This window comes from Ensifer adhaerens, from assembly GCF_000697965.2.
Classification (GTDB): Bacteria; Pseudomonadota; Alphaproteobacteria; order Rhizobiales; family Rhizobiaceae; genus Ensifer; species Ensifer adhaerens.
Genome location: NZ_CP015880.1, coordinates 2,420,528 through 2,440,639, shown reverse-complemented (window position 1 = coordinate 2,440,639; position 20,112 = coordinate 2,420,528). Strand labels below are relative to the sequence as shown.

Annotated in this window: 22 protein-coding genes, 1 tRNA gene and 2 pseudogenes; 15 read left to right on the top strand and 10 right to left on the bottom strand. The window is 62.6% G+C overall.

The window, feature by feature from the left end:
• Positions 1-14: 14 nt before the first annotated feature.
• Positions 15-1,202 (top strand): glycine C-acetyltransferase, encoded by a 1,188-nt coding sequence (locus FA04_RS11825; protein ID WP_064817003.1) that lies wholly within the window; start codon positions 15-17, stop codon positions 1,200-1,202.
• An 11-nt stretch (positions 1,203-1,213) separates the two neighbouring features.
• Entirely contained in the window at positions 1,214-2,248 is a 1,035-nt protein-coding gene (gene tdh / locus FA04_RS11820) for an L-threonine 3-dehydrogenase (RefSeq protein ID WP_060611193.1), read from the top strand.
• A gap of 38 nt (positions 2,249-2,286) precedes the next feature.
• Here tdh and FA04_RS11815 read toward each other — a convergent pair whose 3' ends face one another.
• Positions 2,287-2,745 (bottom strand): GyrI-like domain-containing protein, encoded by a 459-nt coding sequence (locus FA04_RS11815; RefSeq protein ID WP_034803450.1) that lies wholly within the window; start codon positions 2,743-2,745, stop codon positions 2,287-2,289.
• Between the two features lie 217 nt (positions 2,746-2,962).
• Here FA04_RS11815 and FA04_RS11810 point away from each other — a divergent pair, with 217 nt between their 5' ends.
• The 3 genes from FA04_RS11810 to FA04_RS11800 all read left to right on the top strand — a co-directional run bounded on the left by FA04_RS11810 (position 2,963) and on the right by FA04_RS11800 (position 6,314).
• Positions 2,963-3,307 (top strand): GFA family protein, encoded by a 345-nt coding sequence (locus FA04_RS11810; protein ID WP_034803441.1) that lies wholly within the window; start codon positions 2,963-2,965, stop codon positions 3,305-3,307.
• Between the two features lie 462 nt (positions 3,308-3,769).
• Positions 3,770-5,827 (top strand): RNA polymerase sigma factor RpoD, encoded by a 2,058-nt coding sequence (gene rpoD, locus FA04_RS11805; RefSeq protein WP_034803439.1) that lies wholly within the window; start codon positions 3,770-3,772, stop codon positions 5,825-5,827.
• A gap of 193 nt (positions 5,828-6,020) precedes the next feature.
• Positions 6,021-6,314, top strand: coding sequence for a GYD domain-containing protein (locus FA04_RS11800; RefSeq protein ID WP_034803438.1), 294 nt, complete (start codon positions 6,021-6,023; stop codon positions 6,312-6,314).
• A gap of 55 nt (positions 6,315-6,369) precedes the next feature.
• On the opposite strand, the gene FA04_RS11795 is transcribed toward FA04_RS11800, so the two are convergent.
• Both FA04_RS11795 and FA04_RS11790 read right to left on the bottom strand, forming a co-directional pair.
• On the bottom strand, positions 6,370-7,215 hold the full coding sequence (locus tag FA04_RS11795; protein WP_051659655.1) for a DUF2066 domain-containing protein: 846 nt from the start codon (positions 7,213-7,215) through the stop codon (positions 6,370-6,372).
• Positions 7,191-7,604 carry a lysozyme inhibitor LprI family protein gene (locus FA04_RS11790; protein ID WP_082572739.1) on the bottom strand — a complete coding sequence of 138 codons (414 nt, stop codon included), beginning with the start codon at positions 7,602-7,604 and terminating at the stop codon, positions 7,191-7,193. Before FA04_RS11790 ends, FA04_RS11795 begins: the two co-directional genes overlap by 25 nt.
• A gap of 251 nt (positions 7,605-7,855) precedes the next feature.
• Between FA04_RS11790 and FA04_RS11785 the strand changes: the two genes are divergently transcribed.
• Positions 7,856-8,425 (top strand): transglycosylase SLT domain-containing protein, encoded by a 570-nt coding sequence (locus FA04_RS11785; protein WP_034803436.1) that lies wholly within the window; start codon positions 7,856-7,858, stop codon positions 8,423-8,425.
• Positions 8,426-8,469: 44 nt separating this feature from the next.
• Here the strand turns inward: FA04_RS11785 and FA04_RS11780 are convergent, their stop codons facing one another.
• Positions 8,470-8,922 carry a VOC family protein gene (locus FA04_RS11780; protein ID WP_034803434.1) on the bottom strand — a complete coding sequence of 151 codons (453 nt, stop codon included), beginning with the start codon at positions 8,920-8,922 and terminating at the stop codon, positions 8,470-8,472.
• Between the two features lie 159 nt (positions 8,923-9,081).
• On the opposite strand from FA04_RS11780, the gene FA04_RS11775 reads away from it, so the two are divergent.
• From FA04_RS11775 to FA04_RS11760, 4 genes are all read left to right on the top strand, one after another.
• On the top strand, positions 9,082-9,435 hold the full coding sequence (locus FA04_RS11775) for a DUF1428 domain-containing protein (RefSeq protein WP_034803445.1): 354 nt from the start codon (positions 9,082-9,084) through the stop codon (positions 9,433-9,435).
• Between the two features lie 126 nt (positions 9,436-9,561).
• On the top strand, positions 9,562-9,984 hold the full coding sequence (locus FA04_RS11770; RefSeq protein ID WP_034803443.1) for a secondary thiamine-phosphate synthase enzyme YjbQ: 423 nt from the start codon (positions 9,562-9,564) through the stop codon (positions 9,982-9,984).
• A gap of 100 nt (positions 9,985-10,084) precedes the next feature.
• On the top strand, positions 10,085-10,489 hold the full coding sequence (locus FA04_RS11765; RefSeq protein WP_034803432.1) for a ketosteroid isomerase-related protein: 405 nt from the start codon (positions 10,085-10,087) through the stop codon (positions 10,487-10,489).
• Positions 10,490-10,896: 407 nt separating this feature from the next.
• Positions 10,897-11,283: a hypothetical protein gene (locus tag FA04_RS11760; protein WP_034803430.1), complete on the top strand. Its 387-nt coding sequence runs from the start codon at positions 10,897-10,899 to the stop codon at positions 11,281-11,283.
• 749 nt (positions 11,284-12,032) lie between these two features.
• Here the strand turns inward: FA04_RS11760 and FA04_RS11750 are convergent.
• Positions 12,033-12,773 (bottom strand): SIMPL domain-containing protein, encoded by a 741-nt coding sequence (locus FA04_RS11750; RefSeq protein ID WP_034803426.1) that lies wholly within the window; start codon positions 12,771-12,773, stop codon positions 12,033-12,035.
• 259 nt (positions 12,774-13,032) lie between these two features.
• On the opposite strand from FA04_RS11750, the gene FA04_RS11745 reads away from it, so the two are divergent.
• The 3 genes and pseudogenes from FA04_RS11745 to FA04_RS36685 form a co-directional block, all read left to right on the top strand.
• Positions 13,033-13,108 (top strand) — tRNA-Ile (locus FA04_RS11745).
• A gap of 200 nt (positions 13,109-13,308) precedes the next feature.
• Positions 13,309-13,635, top strand: a complete 327-nt coding sequence (locus FA04_RS35615; RefSeq protein ID WP_034803424.1) for an ATPase inhibitor subunit zeta — start codon at positions 13,309-13,311, stop codon at positions 13,633-13,635.
• Positions 13,636-13,656: 21 nt separating this feature from the next.
• Positions 13,657-14,074: pseudogene (locus FA04_RS36685) on the top strand (hypothetical protein); the annotation flags it as partial.
• Between the two features lie 74 nt (positions 14,075-14,148).
• On the opposite strand, the pseudogene FA04_RS11730 reads toward FA04_RS36685, so the two are convergent.
• Positions 14,149-15,338, bottom strand: a pseudogene (locus tag FA04_RS11730) (glycosyltransferase family 4 protein).
• A 389-nt stretch (positions 15,339-15,727) separates the two neighbouring features.
• Positions 15,728-16,126 carry a hypothetical protein gene (locus FA04_RS35125; RefSeq protein ID WP_143106220.1) on the bottom strand — a complete coding sequence of 133 codons (399 nt, stop codon included), beginning with the start codon at positions 16,124-16,126 and terminating at the stop codon, positions 15,728-15,730.
• A gap of 42 nt (positions 16,127-16,168) precedes the next feature.
• On the opposite strand from FA04_RS35125, the gene FA04_RS11725 reads away from it, so the two are divergent.
• On the top strand, positions 16,169-16,522 hold the full coding sequence (locus FA04_RS11725; RefSeq protein ID WP_034791958.1) for a hypothetical protein: 354 nt from the start codon (positions 16,169-16,171) through the stop codon (positions 16,520-16,522).
• Positions 16,523-16,708: 186 nt separating this feature from the next.
• The gene (locus FA04_RS11720; protein ID WP_051659238.1) at positions 16,709-17,725 is read left to right on the top strand and encodes a glycoside hydrolase family 26 protein; all 1,017 of its coding nucleotides are present in this window, start codon (positions 16,709-16,711) and stop codon (positions 17,723-17,725) included.
• 158 nt (positions 17,726-17,883) lie between these two features.
• Here the strand turns inward: FA04_RS11720 and FA04_RS11715 are convergent, their stop codons facing one another.
• From FA04_RS11715 to FA04_RS11705, 3 genes are all read right to left on the bottom strand, one after another.
• Entirely contained in the window at positions 17,884-18,123 is a 240-nt protein-coding gene (locus FA04_RS11715; RefSeq protein ID WP_034791960.1) for a DUF982 domain-containing protein, read from the bottom strand.
• 245 nt (positions 18,124-18,368) lie between these two features.
• Entirely contained in the window at positions 18,369-19,091 is a 723-nt protein-coding gene (locus tag FA04_RS11710) for a GntR family transcriptional regulator (protein ID WP_051659285.1), read from the bottom strand.
• A gap of 104 nt (positions 19,092-19,195) precedes the next feature.
• A complete protein-coding gene (locus FA04_RS11705) occupies positions 19,196-19,990 on the bottom strand; it encodes a DUF1194 domain-containing protein (protein ID WP_034791962.1) in 795 nt (264 codons plus the stop codon).
• Positions 19,991-20,112: the final 122 nt, after the last annotated feature.

Sequence of the window (20,112 nt, the reverse complement as noted above, 5' to 3'; positions counted from 1 at the left end):
GAAGCGAGAGCGCCATGACTTCAGCCTTCCTCACCCATCTCCGTTTAGAACTCGAGGGCCTGAAGACGGCCGGGTTGTACAAGTCGGAGCGTGTGATCACCTCGAAGCAGGCGGGCGAAATCAAGGTCGCCTCGGGCGAGCGGGTGCTCAACTTCTGCGCCAACAACTATCTTGGCCTTGCCGACAGTGAAGAGCTGGCCGAGGCCGGCAAGCAGGCGCTCGACCGTTACGGTTACGGCATGGCCTCGGTGCGTTTCATCTGCGGCACGCAGGAGGAACACAAACAGCTGGAGGCACGCATTTCGTCCTTCCTCGGCCTGGAAGACACGATCCTCTATTCCTCCTGTTTCGACGCCAATGGCGGCCTGTTCGAGACGCTGCTCGGCGAAGAGGACGCGATCATCTCCGATGCGCTCAACCACGCCTCGATCATCGACGGCGTGCGGCTGTCGAAGGCCAGGCGCTTCCGCTACGCCAACAACGACATGGCGGCGCTGGAGGAGGAGTTGAAGAAGGCCGAGGGCAGCCGCTTCAAGCTGATCGCCACCGATGGCGTGTTCTCGATGGACGGCATCATCGCCAATCTTAAGGGCGTTTGCGACCTCGCCGACAAATATGGCGCCATGGTCATGGTCGACGACAGCCATGCGGTCGGCTTCGTCGGGAAGAACGGCCGCGGCTCGGCCGAACATTGTGGCGTCGAGGGCCGGATCGACATCATCACCGGCACGCTCGGCAAGGCGCTCGGCGGCGCTTCGGGCGGCTACACCTCGGCCAAGGCCGAAGTGGTCGACTGGCTCAGGCAGCGCTCGCGCCCTTATCTGTTTTCCAACACCCTGGCGCCGGTCATTGCCGCCGCCTCGCTCAAAGTCTTCGACCTGATCGACAACGGCGATGCCTTGCGCGAGCGGCTCTATGCCAATGCGGCGCTGTTTCGCACCGAGATGTCGAAGCTCGGCTTCACGCTGGCCGGTGAGGGCCACCCGATCATCCCGGTGATGCTCGGTGATGCCGCACTCGCCCAGGAGATGGCGGCGCGCATGCTGAAGAAGGGCGTCTATGTCATCGGCTTCTCCTTCCCGGTGGTGCCGAAGGGCCAGGCGCGCATCCGCACGCAGATGTCGGCAGCGCATAGTGAAGCGGACGTCCGGCGGGCAATCGCCGCCTTCGAAGAGGTCGGCCGCGACCTCGGTGTGATCTGAGGGAGAGACTGATGACGAACATGATGAAGGCGCTGGTGAAGTCGAAGCCGGAAGAGGGCCTCTGGATGGAGCGCGTGCCGGTGCCGGAGATCGGCCCGAACGACGTGCTGATCAAGGTGAAGAAATCGGCGATCTGCGGCACCGACGTGCACATCTGGAACTGGGACCAGTGGGCCCAAAAAACCATTCCGGTGCCGATGGTCGTTGGTCACGAGTTCATGGGCGAGATCGCCGAGGTCGGATCGGCCGTCACCAAATACCATGTCGGCGAGCGCGTCTCCGGCGAGGGCCACATCGTCTGCGGCAAGTGCCGCAACTGCCGGGCCGGCCGCGGGCATCTGTGCCGCAACACGCTCGGCGTCGGCGTCAACCGGCCGGGCTCGTTCGGCGAGTTCGTCTGCCTGCCGGAGTATAACGTCGTGCCGATCCCAGAGGATGTGCCCGACGAGATCGCGGCGATCTTCGATCCGTTCGGCAATGCGGTGCACACAGCACTCTCCTTCGATCTCGTCGGCGAGGACGTGCTTGTGACCGGCGCCGGTCCGATCGGCATCATGGGGGCGCTGGTTGCCAAGCGCTCCGGCGCGCGCAAGGTGGTGATCACCGACATCAACCCGACGCGGCTCGCGCTCGCCAAAAGCGTCGGCATCGACCATGTCGTCGATGCCTCGAAGGAAAACCTTGCCGACGTGATGAAGGCGATCGGCATGACCGAAGGTTTTGACGTCGGGCTGGAAATGTCGGGAGCGGCCCCTGCCTTCCGCGACATGATCGACAAGATGAACAATGGCGGCAAGATCGCCATTCTCGGCATCGCACCGGCCGGCTTCGAGATCGACTGGAACAAGGTCATCTTCAAGATGCTCAACCTCAAGGGCATCTATGGCCGCGAGATGTTCGAGACCTGGTACAAGATGATCGCCTTCGTGCAGGGCGGGCTCGACCTTGCCCCCGTCATCACCCACCGCATCAAGATCGACGAGTTCCGCGACGGCTTTCAGGCCATGCGCTCCGGCAATTCCGGAAAGGTCGTCATGGACTGGTAGGGCCGCAAGGGCCGGCGTACCCCTTGAGGGTCGGCGGCTCAGTTGGCGAGGCCGAACTGGATCTCGATCTCGTGATAGCGGGCGCCCTGGCCCGCCCAGCGGTGGTAAATCTCGCGGCTCTCGCCGGAGAAATTGTGCCTGGACATCTCGATCTTTGCGACCAGCGGCGCGTAACCCTGGGTGAAAAGGCTGCGCATCGGACCCTGGTGCAGCGTGGACGCCACCATGATCGGCTCCAGTTCGATCAGATCGAGCGCGCCGCGATAATCCTTGCCGCCCGTGACCGGGCGGCAGATGCGCCAGTCGAACGGCGTCTTGGCGTTTTTCGGTAGATCGTTCGCGATGAAGATCCAGGGGCCTGCGGGCATCATGCCTGCACGTTCCATCTCCGCCTCGATGAGAGGCGCCAGTATGGCGCTCTCCGTCTTGACGTCTGGAATGGTGAGCCGCCGACCGATCGATAACACCCGCATGGCGTCGGTTTCCTTGATGAGCATTCGAGCCTCCGTTTCGGTGCGAAGGTCCTGCGCGATCAGGTCAAGCGCAAGCAAAAAGCCGGAATAATCTTGCGATTTTTCCTCGACAATGGGCTCCTTCGGGAATCGTTTTGCGTGCACATGCCTGGCTGCCGCCTGCGCTTGCTTGAGGGCAGGGAGGCTCTATCTTGATGGCAGTGGCGACGTCGTCGCACCGGGAAGTAGAGGAGATGCATGCATGCGTTATGAGGGAAGCTGTCATTGCGGCAAGATCGCCTTCGAGGTGGAAGGGGAATTTGGCGAAGCGATCGACTGCAATTGCTCGCTCTGCCGTCGTCGCGGCGGACTGCTCGCCTTCGTTGCCCGCGACAAGCTGACGCTGACGACGCCGGAAGCGGACCTCTCGACCTATGTCTTCAACAAGCATGTGATCCAGCACCGGTTCTGCGACACCTGCGGAATCGCGCCATTCGGTGAGGGCGACGGGCCGCATGGGAAGATGGCGGCGATCAACCTGCGCTGCCTGCCGGAGTTCGATATCGAGGCGGTGAAAGTCGTCAAATACGACGGCCGATCGGTTTAGCACCGGACCGAAAAATTCAGTCCTGGTTGCGCGTGCGCATATGGCACAACGAGACCTTGCCGATTAAATTGTTGCTACCCTTGTCTTTTGGCGGGCAGCGCCTACATCTTCAGCGGAAGCTGATAAACCCCAAAAAGCGACAGGAACGGTGATTTTTATCGAATCATCCGGTTTTTCAGCGGAAATGCTTGACGGGATCGAAAATTCTGGGAATCACCATTTCCGAATAAGAAATGGCGAGATGACACGGCGGTTAGGGAATCATGCCAGAGACGTTTCAGTGGCAGGACTGTCGGAGCTTGTCCGCTTTGCCACGAGTACACTCGTGGTTAAACAGGAATTAAACATCATCCCGTTACGTCAGGGGAAATGATTCGGTGGCGGGTGCGCGGCGCACCCGGACCTTCGAGCGGCATTGGCACCGGGCTCACGCCGGTTGCGACAAGGAAAGCGACGAACTAAATGGCAACCAAAGTCAAAGAAAACGAAGAAGCTGACGTAGAACGCGAAGGCGCTCCGGACGGCCCGCTTCTCGATCTTTCCGATGACGCTGTCAAGAAGATGATCAAGGCCGCCAAGAAGCGCGGCTACGTGACGATGGACGAGTTGAACTCGGTCCTTCCGTCCGAGGAAGTCACCTCCGAACAGATCGAAGACACGATGGCAATGCTGTCCGACATGGGCATCAACGTGATCGAGGACGAGGAAGCCGAAGAAGCTGCCGGCGGCGGCGACGATGAGGCCAGCGACGACGATAACGAAAGCGAAGGCGGCGAACTGGCCCCTTCCAGCGGTACTTCGCTTGCGACCAGCAAGAAGAAGGAACCGACCGATCGCACTGACGACCCGGTTCGCATGTACCTGCGCGAAATGGGTTCGGTCGAGCTTCTGTCGCGCGAAGGCGAAATCGCGATTGCCAAGCGCATCGAGGCTGGCCGCGAGACAATGATCGCCGGTCTCTGTGAGAGCCCGCTGACCTTCCAGGCGCTGATTATCTGGCGCGACGAACTGAATGAAGGCCAGACGCTTCTGCGCGAGATCATCGATCTCGAGACCACCTATTCCGGTCCCGAGGCCAAGGCTGCTCCGCAGTTCCAGAGCCCGGAAAAGATCGAGGCCGACCGCAAGGCTGCCGAGGAAAAGGAAAAGACCCGCAAGGTTCGCTCGCCTGCCAACGACGACGACATCACCAATGTCGGCGGCGACGTCATGCCGGCCGAGGAGGAAGAGGAAGACGACGACGAGTCGAACCTCTCGCTCGCCGCCATGGAAGCGGAACTGCGCCCGCAGGTCATGGAAACCCTCGACATCATCGCGGAGACCTACAAGAAGCTGCGCAAGCTGCAGGACCAGCAGGTGGAAGCCCGCCTTGCTGCCACCGGCACGCTGTCGCCCGCCCAGGAGCGCCGCTACAAGGAACTCAAGGACGAGCTGATCAAGGCGGTCAAGTCGCTGTCGCTCAACCAGAACCGCGTCGACAGCCTGGTCGAGCAGCTCTACGACATCTCCAAGCGCCTGATGCAGAACGAAGGCCGCCTGCTGCGTCTCGCAGAATCCTACGGCGTCAAGCGCGACTCGTTCCTGGAGCAGTATTCGGGCGCCGAACTTGATCCGAACTGGATGAAGTCGATCAGCAACCTGGCCGGCAAGGGCTGGAAGGAATTCGCCAAGAGCGAAAACCAGACGATCCGCGACATCCGCCAGGAGATCCAGAATCTGGCCACGGAAACCGGCATCTCGATCGCCGAGTTCCGCCGCATCGTTTCGATGGTGCAGAAGGGCGAGCGCGAAGCGCGTATCGCCAAGAAGGAAATGGTCGAAGCGAACCTGCGCCTCGTCATTTCCATCGCCAAGAAGTACACCAACCGCGGCCTGCAGTTCCTCGATCTCATCCAGGAAGGCAACATCGGCCTGATGAAGGCGGTCGACAAGTTCGAATACCGCCGCGGTTACAAGTTCTCGACCTATGCCACCTGGTGGATCCGTCAGGCGATCACCCGGTCGATCGCCGACCAGGCCCGCACGATCCGCATCCCGGTGCACATGATCGAGACGATCAACAAGATCGTCCGCACCTCGCGCCAGATGCTGCACGAGATCGGCCGCGAGCCGACGCCGGAAGAACTGGCCGAAAAGCTCGCCATGCCGCTCGAAAAGGTCCGCAAGGTCCTGAAGATCGCCAAGGAGCCGATCTCGCTCGAAACGCCTGTCGGTGACGAAGAGGATTCGCACCTCGGCGATTTCATCGAGGACAAGAACGCACTGCTGCCGATCGACGCCGCCATCCAGGCGAACCTGCGCGAGACAACCACCCGCGTTCTCGCCTCGCTGACGCCGCGCGAAGAGCGCGTTCTGCGCATGCGCTTCGGCATCGGCATGAACACCGACCACACGCTCGAAGAAGTCGGCCAGCAGTTCTCGGTTACCCGCGAACGTATCCGTCAGATCGAGGCGAAGGCGCTCCGCAAGCTCAAGCATCCGAGCCGCTCCAGGAAGCTCAGAAGCTTCCTCGACAGCTAAAGTCGGGTACATGGAAAGATCGAAAGCCGGGCCACGTGCCCGGCTTTTTCGTTTCCGCCTCACCCATGCGATTTATTGTGGGCGCTTTCGCCGGGGAGTATAGTCGCCCCTTCGCAGTAATCTGGGGCACCCCGTCTTGTACGCGGGAGCAATCGCACCGCGGGCGTGAAGCGTGCCCCCGTGGAGGTGTCAGATGACGACGTATGTCATGCTCCTCAACTGGACCGAGCAGGGCGTCAAGAATGTGCGTGATTCCCCGAAGAGGCTCGACCTCGCACGGAATGTGCTCGGCGAGATGGGCGGCTCCTTCAAGCATTTCTTCCTGACCATGGGTGACTACGACATGGTGGCCATCGTCGAAGCGCCTGACGATGCGGTGGCCGCACGCTTCGCGCTCACGCTTGGCATGGCCGGCAATGTGCGCTCGACGACGCTGAAAGCCTTCCCTGAGGCTGCCTATCGCGAACTGATTGCCTCGCTTGGATGAACAGCCGGTGTTGCGGCCGTGAGGATAATCGCGGCCACAACGCCAGATGCCTCGTTCACGGCGCACCGTTTCCCGAGAGGATGCGGGCCGCGCCGCGCATGGCGTTGCGAAAGGCGTCGTCAAAGCTGATGCCGCTCAACTGCCAACGGTAACGCTTGCCGCCCGCGTCCATCTGCCATTGGGCGATCCAGCCACGGGCGGCGTCGGACCAGACGAGCGTGCCGATGAGCCGCACGTCGCCGTCGGTTTGTGTCACGGGTGAAAAGAGCTGCGCCGGATCCGCTTGCGGCAGGGTGTCGAGCGCGGGTTTCCGGGCGGTTACGGTCGCCGCATCCGGCAGCACGGTCGAAAGCGCCAGCGGCTTTGCAGCTGCCTCAAGCGAATCCGCCATATAGGGACTTTCACTGCTGTCGCGTGTCAGCACGAAGCGGCGCTTCTGGTCCTTGACCGCCAGCCATACGGCGATCGCCGGGCGAGGGGAGAGCCATGGCTTGCGGCCGAGTTCTGCGAGAAGCGGGTCCAGCGTTGCCGGGTGATACCGGCAGGTGAGGTCATGCGGGCGGTCGTGCGTGCCCTGTTCGTCATGGATCGGGATGCCTTCGAGGCGATCGCGGTAGGAGAAGGTCGAGACGAAGCTGCCGGCCTTGGCCTCCGCTGCAGCAAACCGAGGCGCCTCTGTGATCATCGGATCGCCGGATAGTTTGACGAGCACTTCACGCAGGCATTCGCGAAAACCGATAGCACGGTTGGCCTCACCCGTGCCGGTGACGATCGCGTCACTGCGATAAAGCGCGTCGATATCTGCCGCCCCGGCGTTGCTGCCGGCGTGGCAGAGAAGCGCCGCTACGAGCGCCGTGACCGTCGCTCTTTTCCGGATCAGTTTGCCGGCGGCAGGACGCAACTGAGATCGCCCTCCTCACAGCTCAGATAGGTCTTGAAGTCGGCGACGCGCTTCTGTGTGCGATCGTCGCGGCATTCAAGCGTGATCATCGGCTGGGCCGAGCCGCCGGCAACGCCCGAGCTTGCGAAATCGCATTCGGCATCGCGATAGGCGATCCAGGCCCTTTGCGCGGCAACCAGCAGCTTCGTCTTGTCGGCATCGTCCTTCAGGCGTCCCTGGATTTGCTTGTAAAGGGCGTTCAGTTCGGCGTCGGAGGCCTTCAGCGCCTTGTCGGCGCAGACATTCATCGTCGCCTGGTCGCTCGCATCGGCGCATTCGTCGGCGCGCGCAAGGCCAGTCGCGGCGAACAAGCCCGTGAAGGCGAGCACCATCAAGGCGGATATTTTCATCGATACGCTCCTTTGCGCCCTATGGCTGGCGCTGCATGTCTCCCGTGGATCGTAAAACCTCCGGTGGCGAAAGTTCAATGGCCGGGCCTTCGATGGTTCTCCTTTGAATCAAAAGAGATCCTTAAGGTTTACGTTTTATCAATCTCTGGAGCGCCGCGGCCCCGACGGGCGGCCCGTGGTGTTCGAGCATTTTTCCCGCGGCATTGCCTTGCGCGCAATCGCCGTGCTGCGGGGAAGCAAGAGGTTCTGCGATGCGTTGCGTATTTGTCGTCGTCCTCCTGTTGCTGGCCGGCTGCGGAACGGTGCCGAGAGACACCCGGAATGCCTGCGCGGTTTTCGAGCAGCAAGATGGCCTTTTCAACAATTGGCGCCGGGAAGCCTATAGCGCCCAGCGTGAATACGGCGTGCCCGTGCCGATCCTGATGGCGACGATCTACACCGAATCCGGCTTCCGCCATAATGCCCGTCCGCCACGCACCAAGCTTTTCGGCTTCATCCCCTGGACGCGCGCTTCGACAGCATACGGCTATTCCCAGGCGCTCGACGGCACCTGGGCGCGCTATCAGAGCGAGACCGGCCGCTGGGCAGCGCGGCGTTCGGACTTCGGCGACGCGATCCGCTTCATCGCCTGGTACCATCGCGAAAGTGCCCAGCGGAACGGCATCGCCCTCAACGACGCCTACAGGCTCTACATCGCCTATTACCATGGCCACGGCGGCTATTCCCGAGGCAACTGGAGCGATACGGCCAAGAACGGCGCCAAGCGGGCGGCCGGCATGGCCCAGGTCTACAGCAAGCAGCTCAGAGGCTGCGGCAGCTGACGCCGCAGCCCGGTTGAGCCGGCGCCAGGGGACCGTTCTTCCGCTTAACCAGCGGCTGCGCGATCAAGTTCCGCGACATCGATCTTCACCATGCCCATCATCGCCTGCTGGGCGCGGGCCGCACGCGCCGGATCAGGATCGCCGAGGTGACGCATCAGGGCGTCCGGGATGATCTGCCAGGAAAGACCGAACCTGTCCTTCAGCCAGCCGCAATGCTGCGGCGTGCCGCCGTCCAAGAGCCTTTCCCAGAAGTAGTCGACTTCCGCCTGGTCGGAGCAGCGTAGGAAGAACGACACGGCCTCGCTGAACTTGAAATGCGGCCCGCCGTTGAGCCCCATGAAGTGCTGCCCCTCGATCTCGAAGGACGCGGTAAAGGCCCTGCCGTCGGGGCCCCGCTTCACGTCGGTGATGCGGCTGTTGCGGAAAATGGCGGTGTAGAAAGCGATGGCGTCCTCCAGCTGATCGTCGAACCAGAGAAACGGCGTGATCTTCTGCATGGGTGTCTCCCGATTTGGATGCTACCGGCCAAGGACGAACGGGGAAGCGCGGTTCCGACAAAAGCAGCGCCGCACTTGAAAGAAAATTCCGTCCCGATGTCGGAACTCTTGGCCGTCCTGCGTCCTATGCTCGTAGAACGAACAGAGGAGACTATGTCGATGACCTATGTGGATGGCTTTATCGTTGCCGTGCCGAAGGCGAATATCGAGGCCTACAAGGCGATGGCGAAGGCGGCGGGTGCGGTGTGGATGGAGCACGGCGCGCTCGCCTACACCGAATGCCTGGCGGATGACGCGCCCTATGGCGAAGTGACGTCCTTTCCCCGCTCGGTGCAGGCCAAGGACGATGAGACGGTGGTGTTCTCCTGGATCACCTACAAATCCCGCGCCGAGCGCGACGCGATCGTTGCCAAGGTCATGGCCGATCCGCGGCTGCAGGGCGATGCCTGGAAGCAGGTGTTCGACGGCAAGCGCATGATCTATGGCGGCTTCGAGACCTTCCTGGAGATGTAGGCACGCCACCGCGACGGATTGCGGCAGATCGCCTTGGACCGGGAACGGTCCGGGGATAAAAGCATTGGGCATATCAACGGGTCGCACCGCCTCTCGGGCGGATGCGACCGCCTGCCGGAGGCCTTCATGCCGCAAACGCGCATCACCATCGCCACCCATGGCCAGGGGCTCTATGAATTTACCGACGAGGCGGCGGCCTTCGTGCGCGCCAACGCGGCAGGCGAGGGGCTGCTCACGGTCTTCGTGCGGCACACCTCCTGTTCGCTTCTCATCCAGGAAAACGCCGACCCGGACGTGAAGCGCGATCTGGACGCCTTTTTCCGCCGCCTCGTGCCGCCGTCCTCGGATCCCTCCATGCGCTGGATCGTGCACACCCAGGAAGGCCCCGACGATATGCCGGCACATATCAAGGCGGCGTTGACGCCGGTATCGCTCGGCATTCCCGTCAGTGGTGGCCGGATGCTCACCGGCACCTGGCAGGGGCTCTACCTCTTCGAGCATCGCGACCGCCCGCATCGCCGCGAGATCGTCCTGCATCTTTCCGCCTGATTGGCCGGCGCCGACGATTGAACGGCGGCGCAAGGGTTCTAGATAAAGGGGCGAGAGCAAGGGCTTGGGAACCGGCCTTCGAGGCTAGGGAGGAACCGGAATGACCGATGCACAGACGATTGCCAGCGGCTTTATCGAGGCGCTGAACCAGCGGGATTTCGAGGCGCTGGCGCGGCTCGTGCATGAGGACATCGAACTCGATTCGCTGACCGGTCAACGCACCGTCGGCGTCGGCCCCTTGCGCGCCTGGCTGATGAACTATCTGCGCCGATTCGACGAGCAGTTCGGAGACGTGGTACTGATGCGCGATGCCTTCGGCCAGCGCGTGGCCGCCGATTTGACGGTACGGGGCACCTACCGCGAGACCATGGAAGGCTTTCCCCCTGCGACTGGCCAGAGCTACTCCATTCCCAGCGTGCTCGTCTTCGAGATCGAGGACGGCGCCATCACCCGCCTCAGCCATTATCGCAATATTCGCGTCTTTGAGCGGGCGCTTGCCGGCTGAGCGACGCGTAGCCGACCGCTCCTGACGGTCGCGCCCCTTCATTTTCAAGTTTTCTTACTGACCGCCGGATGACCGATCATGTCTTGATCGGGAAAATACGGGCGCGAATCACCTCTGGCACGCCGATGACGGCGGCTGATTCGCCGCTTGTCCAAGCGCAGGCGAAGGCGCGTCCCAGCGCCTTGGCCGCGGTCAAAGCCCTTCGAAATACTTGTTTATAAGCAATGCCTTATCGACTGTGACTTGCACGAAAGTCTCCTCCACGCGCGTGTGGTCATCACGTTCTGGCAATCTGAACGTCCCATGAACATCGGGTTCCGCTGTCGTTCAGCTTGGCGACCCTATTCTCTGATCAATCGCTTGGGACGGTGATTGCCCCTCGAACCCTTCAAGCTTGGAGAGATCTTATGAAGAACCGCCTTTTTAACGCCGCTGCCGCCGCCGTCATCGGACTTACCGGCCTGCTGGGTGCCGCCTCCACCGCTTCGGCGGAATCGATCGAATTCGGTTTCGGCCCGCGCGGTGGCGTCGATGTCCAGTATCGCGACTACGACGGCGGCTACGGTGACGAGCGCGACTGGGGTCGCGGCCGTGACCGCCACTGGGACCGTGACCGCCGCGGCCGTTGCGCGCCCTGGATGGCCGTCGACAAGGCCCGCGATCGTGGACTCCGCCGCGCCTATGTCGCCGACGTCTCTTCGCGCCGCGTCGTCGTCGAAGGCCGTCGCCACGGCCAACGCCAGACGATCGTGTTTGCGAACGCCCGCGGCTGCCCGACGATCGGCCGCTGGTAACACCTAAGCAATCTTCCCGCCTCGTCTCCCCCGGCCGGCGGAAGAATGGCCCCTCATGCCAAGGCATGGGGGGCTTTTTGTTTGACGCCGCAGCGACCAAGGGGCGCCGGTTGCGCGCAGTCCTGGTCGGGACGCGTGAACGAAGCGAAGTGGATCAGGCCGACAGCGCGGTCCACACGTGCGAATCGTCCGCTCGGGCGATCGTCGTGTCAGGCACCGTAGTTGCCGAACCGACGGCAAGGTTCCGGCCGGTTTGCCCTCTAGCATTGCCAGACGAATGAACGCGCGGCGCAATTCCATCGCGGACATCTGCGGCCTAGGCATCGGCTGATCTTCTTCAGACCAGATCCAGCCCATGTGTCAGCCATCGCCCGGAATACCTGCCAAGGATCTCCTCGACCGAACACTCGGGACCAACGATCCATGCGATGTGGCTGGAGGTCCGCTTTAGCGGCGAAGATGACGAGGACGTGGAGGCGAGGGCGACGCCAGGCGGAGATCGCGGAGCGGTCGCGGGCGATGCCGAAGGGCTAGGGGCGGCAGCAAATCGCGCGCGGGAAGCGATGTCAAAGCAGGTGCCGGCAAATTTAAGCCTGGAGGTCGGACGGCGTTCAGCGCCGGGCCCGGTCTTAGTCGAGTGCATCGCGAGCACCAGCGCCCAAAAGAAAAGCCCCCGGCACCCATCCTTGGCACCAGGGGCGTTCGATCGCTGAACGCCCGCGCTTGGCCGCGGGCGTTGCTGACAAGCCTTACTGCTTGATTTCGAAGGTCACGTTGACCGTCACGTTGTAGCTGTTTTCGCCGGTTGCGACCGGAACGGCGTCGGCGGCATATTCCTTGGCCATGCCGGCGCGCATCATCGGCACCGGCTCGGGGCGGAAGCCCTGCTCGGAGATGTTGACGATCTTGCCGACCGAGACGCCGGCCGCTTCGGCCAGCACCTTGGCCTTCTCAACGGCATCGGCAACGGCTGCCTTGCGCGCTTCGGTGATCACGGCTTCCGGCTTGTCGTTGGTGAACTGTACGCCGCCACCCTGGTTGACGCCGAGCGAAACCGACTTGTCGATCACTTCGCCGAGCTTGGCGAGATCGCGAACGCGGACGCTGACGCCGTTCGTCACCTGGTAGCCGATCAACTCCGGCGCGCGGTTGCTGCCGTCGGTGTTGGTCGGGTAGCTGTATTGCGGGTTGAGCATGAAGCCGCTCGTCTGCAGGTCGCGATCGGCAATGCCGCCGTCCTTCAGCGCCTTCAGCACTTCGGCCATGGTCTTGTTGTTGGCGTCCAGCGCTTCACGCGCGGTCTTGCCATCCTTGACGACGCTCAGCTGCAGGACTGCCATGTCCGGCGCGGTCGTCGCGCGGCCTTCGCCGGCAACGACGATGGTGGCCTTGTCCTTGTCCGTCTCCTGCGCCTGAGCGGCGGCAACGCCAGCAAAAGCCGCAGCGAAGGCGGCGATCGAAAGCGTGCGGGCAGTGCGTGTGGAAATCATCTTCAATGTCTCTCCGGTTGTTCCGTCCCAAGCGTCTTCTTGGCTATCGATTGTGTGAGCATTGCGGCAATGGCTTGTCCGCAAAAAGGTTTTCCGCTAGAGCCTTGGCCACCCGCAAACTGCCATTGGTTCGCGGGCCTGGATCACGACGGTGCCACGCCTCGTTCAGAAGCGCAAAGGCCACCGTAGCACTTAAAGTTGCTGCCCCGTGTCTTATCCCTGGACCGTTACGGTTTAAGGACAGGAGCGGATCCAGAGTGGGCCTGTAGCTCAATGGTTAGAGCCGGCGGCTCATAACCGCTTGGTTGGGGGTTCGAGTCCCTCCGGGCCCACCAGTCACTTGCGAACATTGAGTTTTCTAGGTTTTCTGGCTGATTTTTGCCCAGATTTGATGTGCGCGCAGGTTGGGGACACTTCCAGCGACTTTGCACGACGCGAAATTGCGCACGGCATGTTCCGCCAACGTCGGATAATCCAACCCTCTTCCTCGTGGTTTCTGCTAGGATGGCCGGCCAGGCGGCAATGGAGAATTTCGATGGCTGGTCCGGGCGCGGAAATGGTGCGAATCGTACGTCGCAACAAGCTGGTTGGCTTTTGGGCGGCGGAGAAACTGGCCCTTGCCGGCGAAAATGCCAAGACCTACTCGGATGGTCTTGCGATGGCGGCGCTGGAGGTCGAACGCAGCGACATTCTTGCGATCATTCGAAGAGACTTTGACGCGGCAGGCGTGGTCCAGTCGGATGACGACATTCTGGCGGTCATGAACGTTTGCTGGCTGGAGGCGGGAAAACGAACAAAGGGGTCAGACGGCAGCGATGCAGCGCTGGTGCAGATTGCACGTCACCTCATGCAAGGATCGTGAGCGACGGATCCTCTCCGGCGCAACAGCTATTCGGGTGCCACGAACGTCGATGCCGGCAAGCTGCTGGTCAACGGCAACCAGTCGATTGCAACCGGACTGACGACGGTTGGTTCTGGCGCCGTGCTCGGCGGCAACGGCACGATCGGCGGCAGCGTCGTCGTGAACGACGCGGCACGCTGGCGCTCGGCAACAGCCCGGAACGTTGACGATCAATGGCAATCTGTCGCTCGCTGCCGCTTCCATCGTCGATTTCGAATTCGGCCAGGCCAATGTCGCCGGTGGCGCGCTCAACGATCTTGTCGATGTCGGTGGCAACCTGGTGCTCGACGGCACGCTCAACGTTTCCGTCTCCTCCGGCGGCAGCTTCGGCGCCGGCATCTACCGGGTCTTCAACTATGGCGGCACGCTGACCAGCATTGGTCTACAAAGCGCTCGCCTGTCGCGACCGGTTTGACAGGACATACCCTTTCCGAGGCCACGTTCGCAGTTGTCTCCGCCAACGCGGCCAGATCCTTAGCCGGAAGCGGGGATGGCCCGGGGCTTCATCGTGGCCCTCGGGGTGCTCGAGTTTTCCAGTGCCGAGAGCGCCACGGCGTCCCATTGGGAGAGGATATGTTCGGCGTCGTAGCGTCGGACATTGGCTTCGGCGTTGGCCGCGAGACGGGCGCGCAGGGTCTCGTCGCCCATCAGGTTGGAGAGGGCTTCGGCCAGGGCGTTGATGTCGCCGTTTTCGACGAGGATGCCGTCGTCGCCGTTGGCAATCATGTCGGTCGGGCCCCATTCGCAGGCGAAGGAGACGACGGGGAGGCCTGCGGCCATCGCTTCAAGCAGGGCGATGCCCCAGCCTTGGTAGCGGGATGACAGGACGAAGAGGTCGGCGGTTTCGACCCAGAGGCCGGGTTTCGCGGTGACGCCGGGCATTTCCACCCGGTCGGCCAATCCGAGCGCATTGCGCTGGGCTTCCAGCGCTTTTCTCGCCTCGCCTTCGCCCCAGATGACGAGCTTCCATTCGGGGTGGTCACTGGCCACCTTGGCGAAGGCTTCGAGCAGCAGATCGAAGCCTTTTTGCTCAGTCAGGCGCCCGACGGCGGTGAGCACATTGTTGCCGCGCTTCTTTTGCCAGCCGTCGGGCAGATTGATCGCATTGGCGATCACCCGGCTGGAGCGGCGAACATTCGGCGGGAAATAGTCCAGCGCGCCCTTGGTCATCGTCACCAGCGCAAAGGCGCGCGGGTAGAGACGAAGCTGCAGCCATTTCCAGAAGGGGCCGAAGGGCTGCACCGCCGGGTTGTTGCGCTCGGACACGATCACCGGGAGCCTGAGGCCTCGTGTTGCGAGCAGCGTCAACACGTTCGTGCGCGTCAGGAAGCTCAGCACGAAGTCGGGACGGGTGCGGCTGATCGTCGAGCGCAGTCGGTAGAGCCGCCTTGCCACCAGCCAGGCGGCCCGCAGCTTGCCAGCCTTCTGAACCGGCACGTCGAGCCGCTCGATGGTGACGCGCGGATCGAGCCTGTAATAGGGTTCGGAGGTCGGCGCTTCGAGTGTAATGACCGTGACGTGCAGCCGAGGCGGGCCCAGTGGCTGGCAACGAGACTGACGACGTGCTCGGTACCCCCGGCGCCGAGTGCAGAAACAATGATGGTTATGCGCGCGCCAGCGATGCCGGCGGCTCCGACGATGTCGGCACCTGTATCTTGATCCAATTTGGATTGCCCCTCGCTCTCCGCTTTCTATTATTAACAACTCCTTAAATTCGCGCAATGGGACTTTCGCAGTGTGGTAAACGCGCTGGCGAGCAGCCGATCGCGGCTGGCCGGCGCGCAGTTCGCATGTCCCATCGGCAAGGCGAGGCCAGACGTTGGAAGGCCTCAGCCCGTGCAATGGGCGTCGAGGATGGGGCGGGATGAAGCGGCGCGCGGGGGAAGGCGTCGTTTCTGGGAATACCGGGCGGCTGGTGCTCGCAGGGCTACCGTGCGCGCAAAAAAATGCCCGCGGGAGGCGGGCAGTTTTGGAGTGGGCGCATACGCTCAAACATGTTGCGCCTCGCTCCAAGGTGGCCGGCAGAGGTCAAGGATCCGTAAATGCGCGATAGCTAAAAATAGCGAATGGCAGCGGCCCGTCGTCCCCGCCAGCCGCCGCCGTCCGGATTCCAGCGGAGAACCGGTGGGTGGGGTCGATTTTTTTGTCCGGGGACATCAGCCGTAGCATCGGCCGGATATTGCCACCGGGCGTGGTGGCGCGGAAGCGGCAGAGACGGGTCGCCGTTCGCCGATGCCGTGATACAGGGGGCCCGGCAAGCCTTTGCTTTTCCGTATTTGTTTCGCTCATAGCCCGCGCCGATGCCTGCGTCCGCCGTCCGCATGGCGTCGATGTTCGCCAGCGCAGGGCGAAAGCGGCGGCACAACCATGGCGGAATCTCTAAGAAAGGAATTGTTAATTTAAGCAATGAATAATGAAAAAGGGGGTTGAAGATCGCCGCCTTTTCGCCCAAAGGAAGCCCCAGGCGGCTGGACCGCTATTCGAAAGGACGTTTATGCGAATCAAAACCGCATGTGCCGGCGTAGGCCGCACCGCCGTTTCGGGTTTCAAGTTTCTCGTACCGACGACATCAGTTCTAAGCCTCCTGCTTCTGTCCGCCGGCTGCTCGTCGACGGTCGTCAGCGAAACGCCGCTGTTTGCATCGGGCCATTCGAGTGCCTATGCGAGCCCTTCGATCAAGGTCCGCAAGGAAGAGAAGCAGCTGAAGATCGCCGAGGCGGATGAAGACATCGTCGAGCCGGCACCGACGCGCAGGCGCACGGCAACCTACCTCGGCCGCGCGCCCTATATCTGCTCGCCGAGCGGCTTCGGGCGCACGTCGCACTGTTTCCTCAGAGCCTCGCTCTAACAGTCTGTCGCGTTCGGGAAGGCAGGCGCAATCGATCATGGAGACGGGGCGGTTGCCAGCCTTGGCGGCGGCCTTTTTGCCATCCGGGCATGACGCCCACGGCCTCGCGATCGCACCGGCTTCCAGCGCGCAGCAAGCCATGTCTGGTTTTATGCGGTGCCAGATGTGGCACGCCGGAGAAAATCGTTGCCTATTGCTGTCCCAAGATCGGTCCTCGGTGCTGGCGCGCTGGCGCTTCTGGCGGTTGCCGGTGTCACGCCGGGCCGCGCGCAGGATCCCGTAGATGGTATCGACCGGTCGCTGACGACCGCCGCCATCACGCCTGAGGCAAGGGAGCGGGAAACACGCACGGTCGAAATCGGTGTTTACGATCCGCATGATGCGGTCGCATCCAGCGACGCGCTGACACTCGAGCATGTCTTCGTCTACTGGCAGAAGCCGGATCGGGCGCAGCTGAAACGGAAGTTCGCAAATGCCGCGCGACAGGGGCGGGCGCTGATGCTTTCGGTCGAGCCCTATACCCATGCCGCCGACTGGCGCGCCGGCGGCAACCGGCTGTTTGCCGATATCGGCAAGGGCCGCTTCGATCGCGAGATTACCGATATTTGCACGCGCGCCGCCGACTTCCGCGGGCCGGTCTACATTCGCTGGGGCCATGAGATGGAAGAGCCCGGCGAGCGCTATCCCTGGGCGCGGCGCGACAGCGAAGGCTACAAGACGGCGTTCCGCTACTTCGTCAGCAAGTGCCGGGAACTCGCGCCGGCCGCCCGCTACGTCTGGTCGCCGAAGGGCCATCGCAATCTCGCGGCCTATTATCCGGGCGACGATGTCGTCGATGCGATCGGCATCCCGGTCTGGGGCCTGCAGAAGATGGACGTCGACTATTGGGGCCGCGAGCGTCGCTTCGGCGAAGCGCTCAAGGAAAAGTACCAGCGCGTTTCGCGTTACGGCAAGCCCGTGATCGTTGCCGAACTCGGGGTCTCCGGCTCGGCCGATTACAAGCGTGCATGGTATGCCGAAATCCTGGATCAGCAGACCTACCGCCAGGCCTTCCCGCTTCTGACGACCGTCGTCTTCTTCAACGACAAGGAGCCGTACAAGTGGCCGCTCGGTTACGGCGCGCCGGACTGGCGGCTCGACAAGGCGGCGCTCAAGGCGCTTGCCGACCGTGGACCGAAGGAAGCGGCCGAACTCGCCGACTGATCGCCGCGCGTGGCATGAAATCTTGCTGATCGCAGCTGAGGTGCTTTCGGTCGGGGCGATGCGCCGATCGTCCTTCGGCGCATCGTGAAAGCTTCAAACTCCGAGCCCTTGATATCCCGGATCACCTTTGCGGTTCCGGATCATCCCGGTCGCCCGGATCAGGCCAGCAACAGGCCCGATTCCCGGGCGGCTGCGGCAAAGCAGCGGCTCGCCCGGTCCGTACTCGTCAATCCATCCAGCGCATCCAGGCAGCGTCTGAGGGCTGCGCGATATTCCCGGCCACGACGGCCCGGCCACTGCCTGAGCAGTTCCACGGCTTCGAACACCGTTCTGACCACGGTCTGCCGTCGTGCCGAAAGTTTCAGGGGGATGGGAGTGGGAAAGAGTTTCTCGCTCATTGCATTCCTCGTTCACAGTCTTTTCGAGCGAGAGGGCAACGCGAGAGCAGCGGGATGGTTCCATGTTGTCGACCGATTTTATTCGCGCTGACGGCAGGCGAGTTCTCTCCGGCTTTGCGAACCTGATCTTTTGGTTGCGTCGCTTTTGCCGACGGCGGACGAAGGGAGGTGCGGCGGGGAGCTCCATCGAGCTCGGACCGGTGTTGAAAAGTTTTGAAAATCCAGGCCCGGCGCAGGTGGCGGCACTAGAGTTCCAGCGCTGCCTTGAGGTCGGTCGACTTCAGAACGCGCAGGTCGAGGTCGGCTTCGATATGGTCGATGTGGTGGATCATCAGCCGCGCGGCCGCGTCGATGTCGCCACGCTCGATCGCGTTGACGATCTCGTCGTGTTCGCTGTGGCCGCAGCTCGAAACGGTCGATTGTCCGTAAAGCGCGATGACCAGCGAGGAGCGGGCGACGAGCTCGTCCATGAAGCGGCGCAGAATGGTGTTGCCCGAGAGGTCGGCAAGCGCCAGGTGGAAATCGCCCGATGCCTTGATTTCCGCACGACGGGCCGATTGACCGCGCTGTTCGGTCAGTTGGCGCTCGGCTGCCAGCATGCGCCTGAGTTCGGAAAGCTCCGCCTTGCCGATCTGGGCGGCGGCGGCGCGCACGACGCCGGGTTCGATCAGCCGGCGGGTCGCAAAGATCTGGCGCGCCTCGTCGATCGAAGGGTGCGCAACGAAGGCGCCGCGGTTCTTCTCGACGTTGACGAGGCCCTCATAGGACAGCGCCTGCAGGGCGGCGCGCACCAGCGTTCGGCTGACGTTGAAGAGTTCGCCGACGTCGCTTTCCGAAAGCTTCGTGCCAGGCGCAAGCCGCCGCTCGACGATCGCATCGCGCAATGTATCGCGGATGTGCTGACTGCCGGTGTCGGTGGTCGGGTCTGTGGCCAGTTCGGCCTGATGGGGCGTGGTGGTCAAGGACATGAATCGATCCGCGAAGCAACGCGCCATCTTATCGTCGGACGAAGCGAAGGGAAACGACAATCTGACGCGCAAAGGTTGCGGGGGCATCGTCAGGTCGAGCGAGGCTACTTGTCGAGCTCCGGATAGACCCGGTCGAGGAAGCCCGGTCGCAATTTCTCGCCGATCAGGCAGTCGGGCGCCGGGAAGGCATCGACATAGCGTATGGTCGGCGGTGGTGGCAGGCCGCTGACTTCGAGCACCAGTTTCTGGCGGATCGCGATGGAGAAATCTTCGGGCTCGTGCACCGGCAGCACGAAGGAGCCGGGGCCGCCGATGACACATTCGGCATAATATTGGTCAAGCGGGCCGGTCGAAACCGACGGGCGGATGAGGATGGCAAGCCCGTTGATGGTGATGCCGCGCGTGATCGCGATCTCGCGGGCTGGAAGCACCGGCGGGCCGATGTTGTTCGGCCCGTCGCCGGAGATGTCGATGACCCTTCGCACGCCGCTGAACGCGTTGGAATCGATCAGCGCCGTGCCATAGGTGATGGCGTTGGAGATGGAGGTGCCGCGGCGTGTGCCGACCGGCCGCGCTTCGATCAGCTTGGCGAAGGCGTCGGCGTCGGCGGCATTGTCGATGACCTTCCAGGCGACAACGGAGGACTCGTTCACCGTTCCGGCCCATTCGAAATAGCCGATGGCGATCTTGCCCAGCTGGCCGCTTTCGACCGCATCAAGGAAGTCGCGATGCCGGAGTGCCTCGACATAGCCGGCCCTCTGGATGCGGGCCTCGTCGAGATCCATCGAGCCGGACATGTCGACCGCCAGGATCAGTTCGACGTCGACATTCGTCGCCTCGGCGGTCGATGGGCTCGGGCCACCACTCAATGAAAGGAGTAACGCCAACACGCTCAACATCGCTTCAACCAGTCATTGCGCGCGGTCAGATTAGAAGACTGTAACACAAGATTGGATTTCGGCGACCGTTTGGGTGTAGTTGGCCTTCACTAAAGAGTGATTTTGCCGGGTCCTGCATGAGG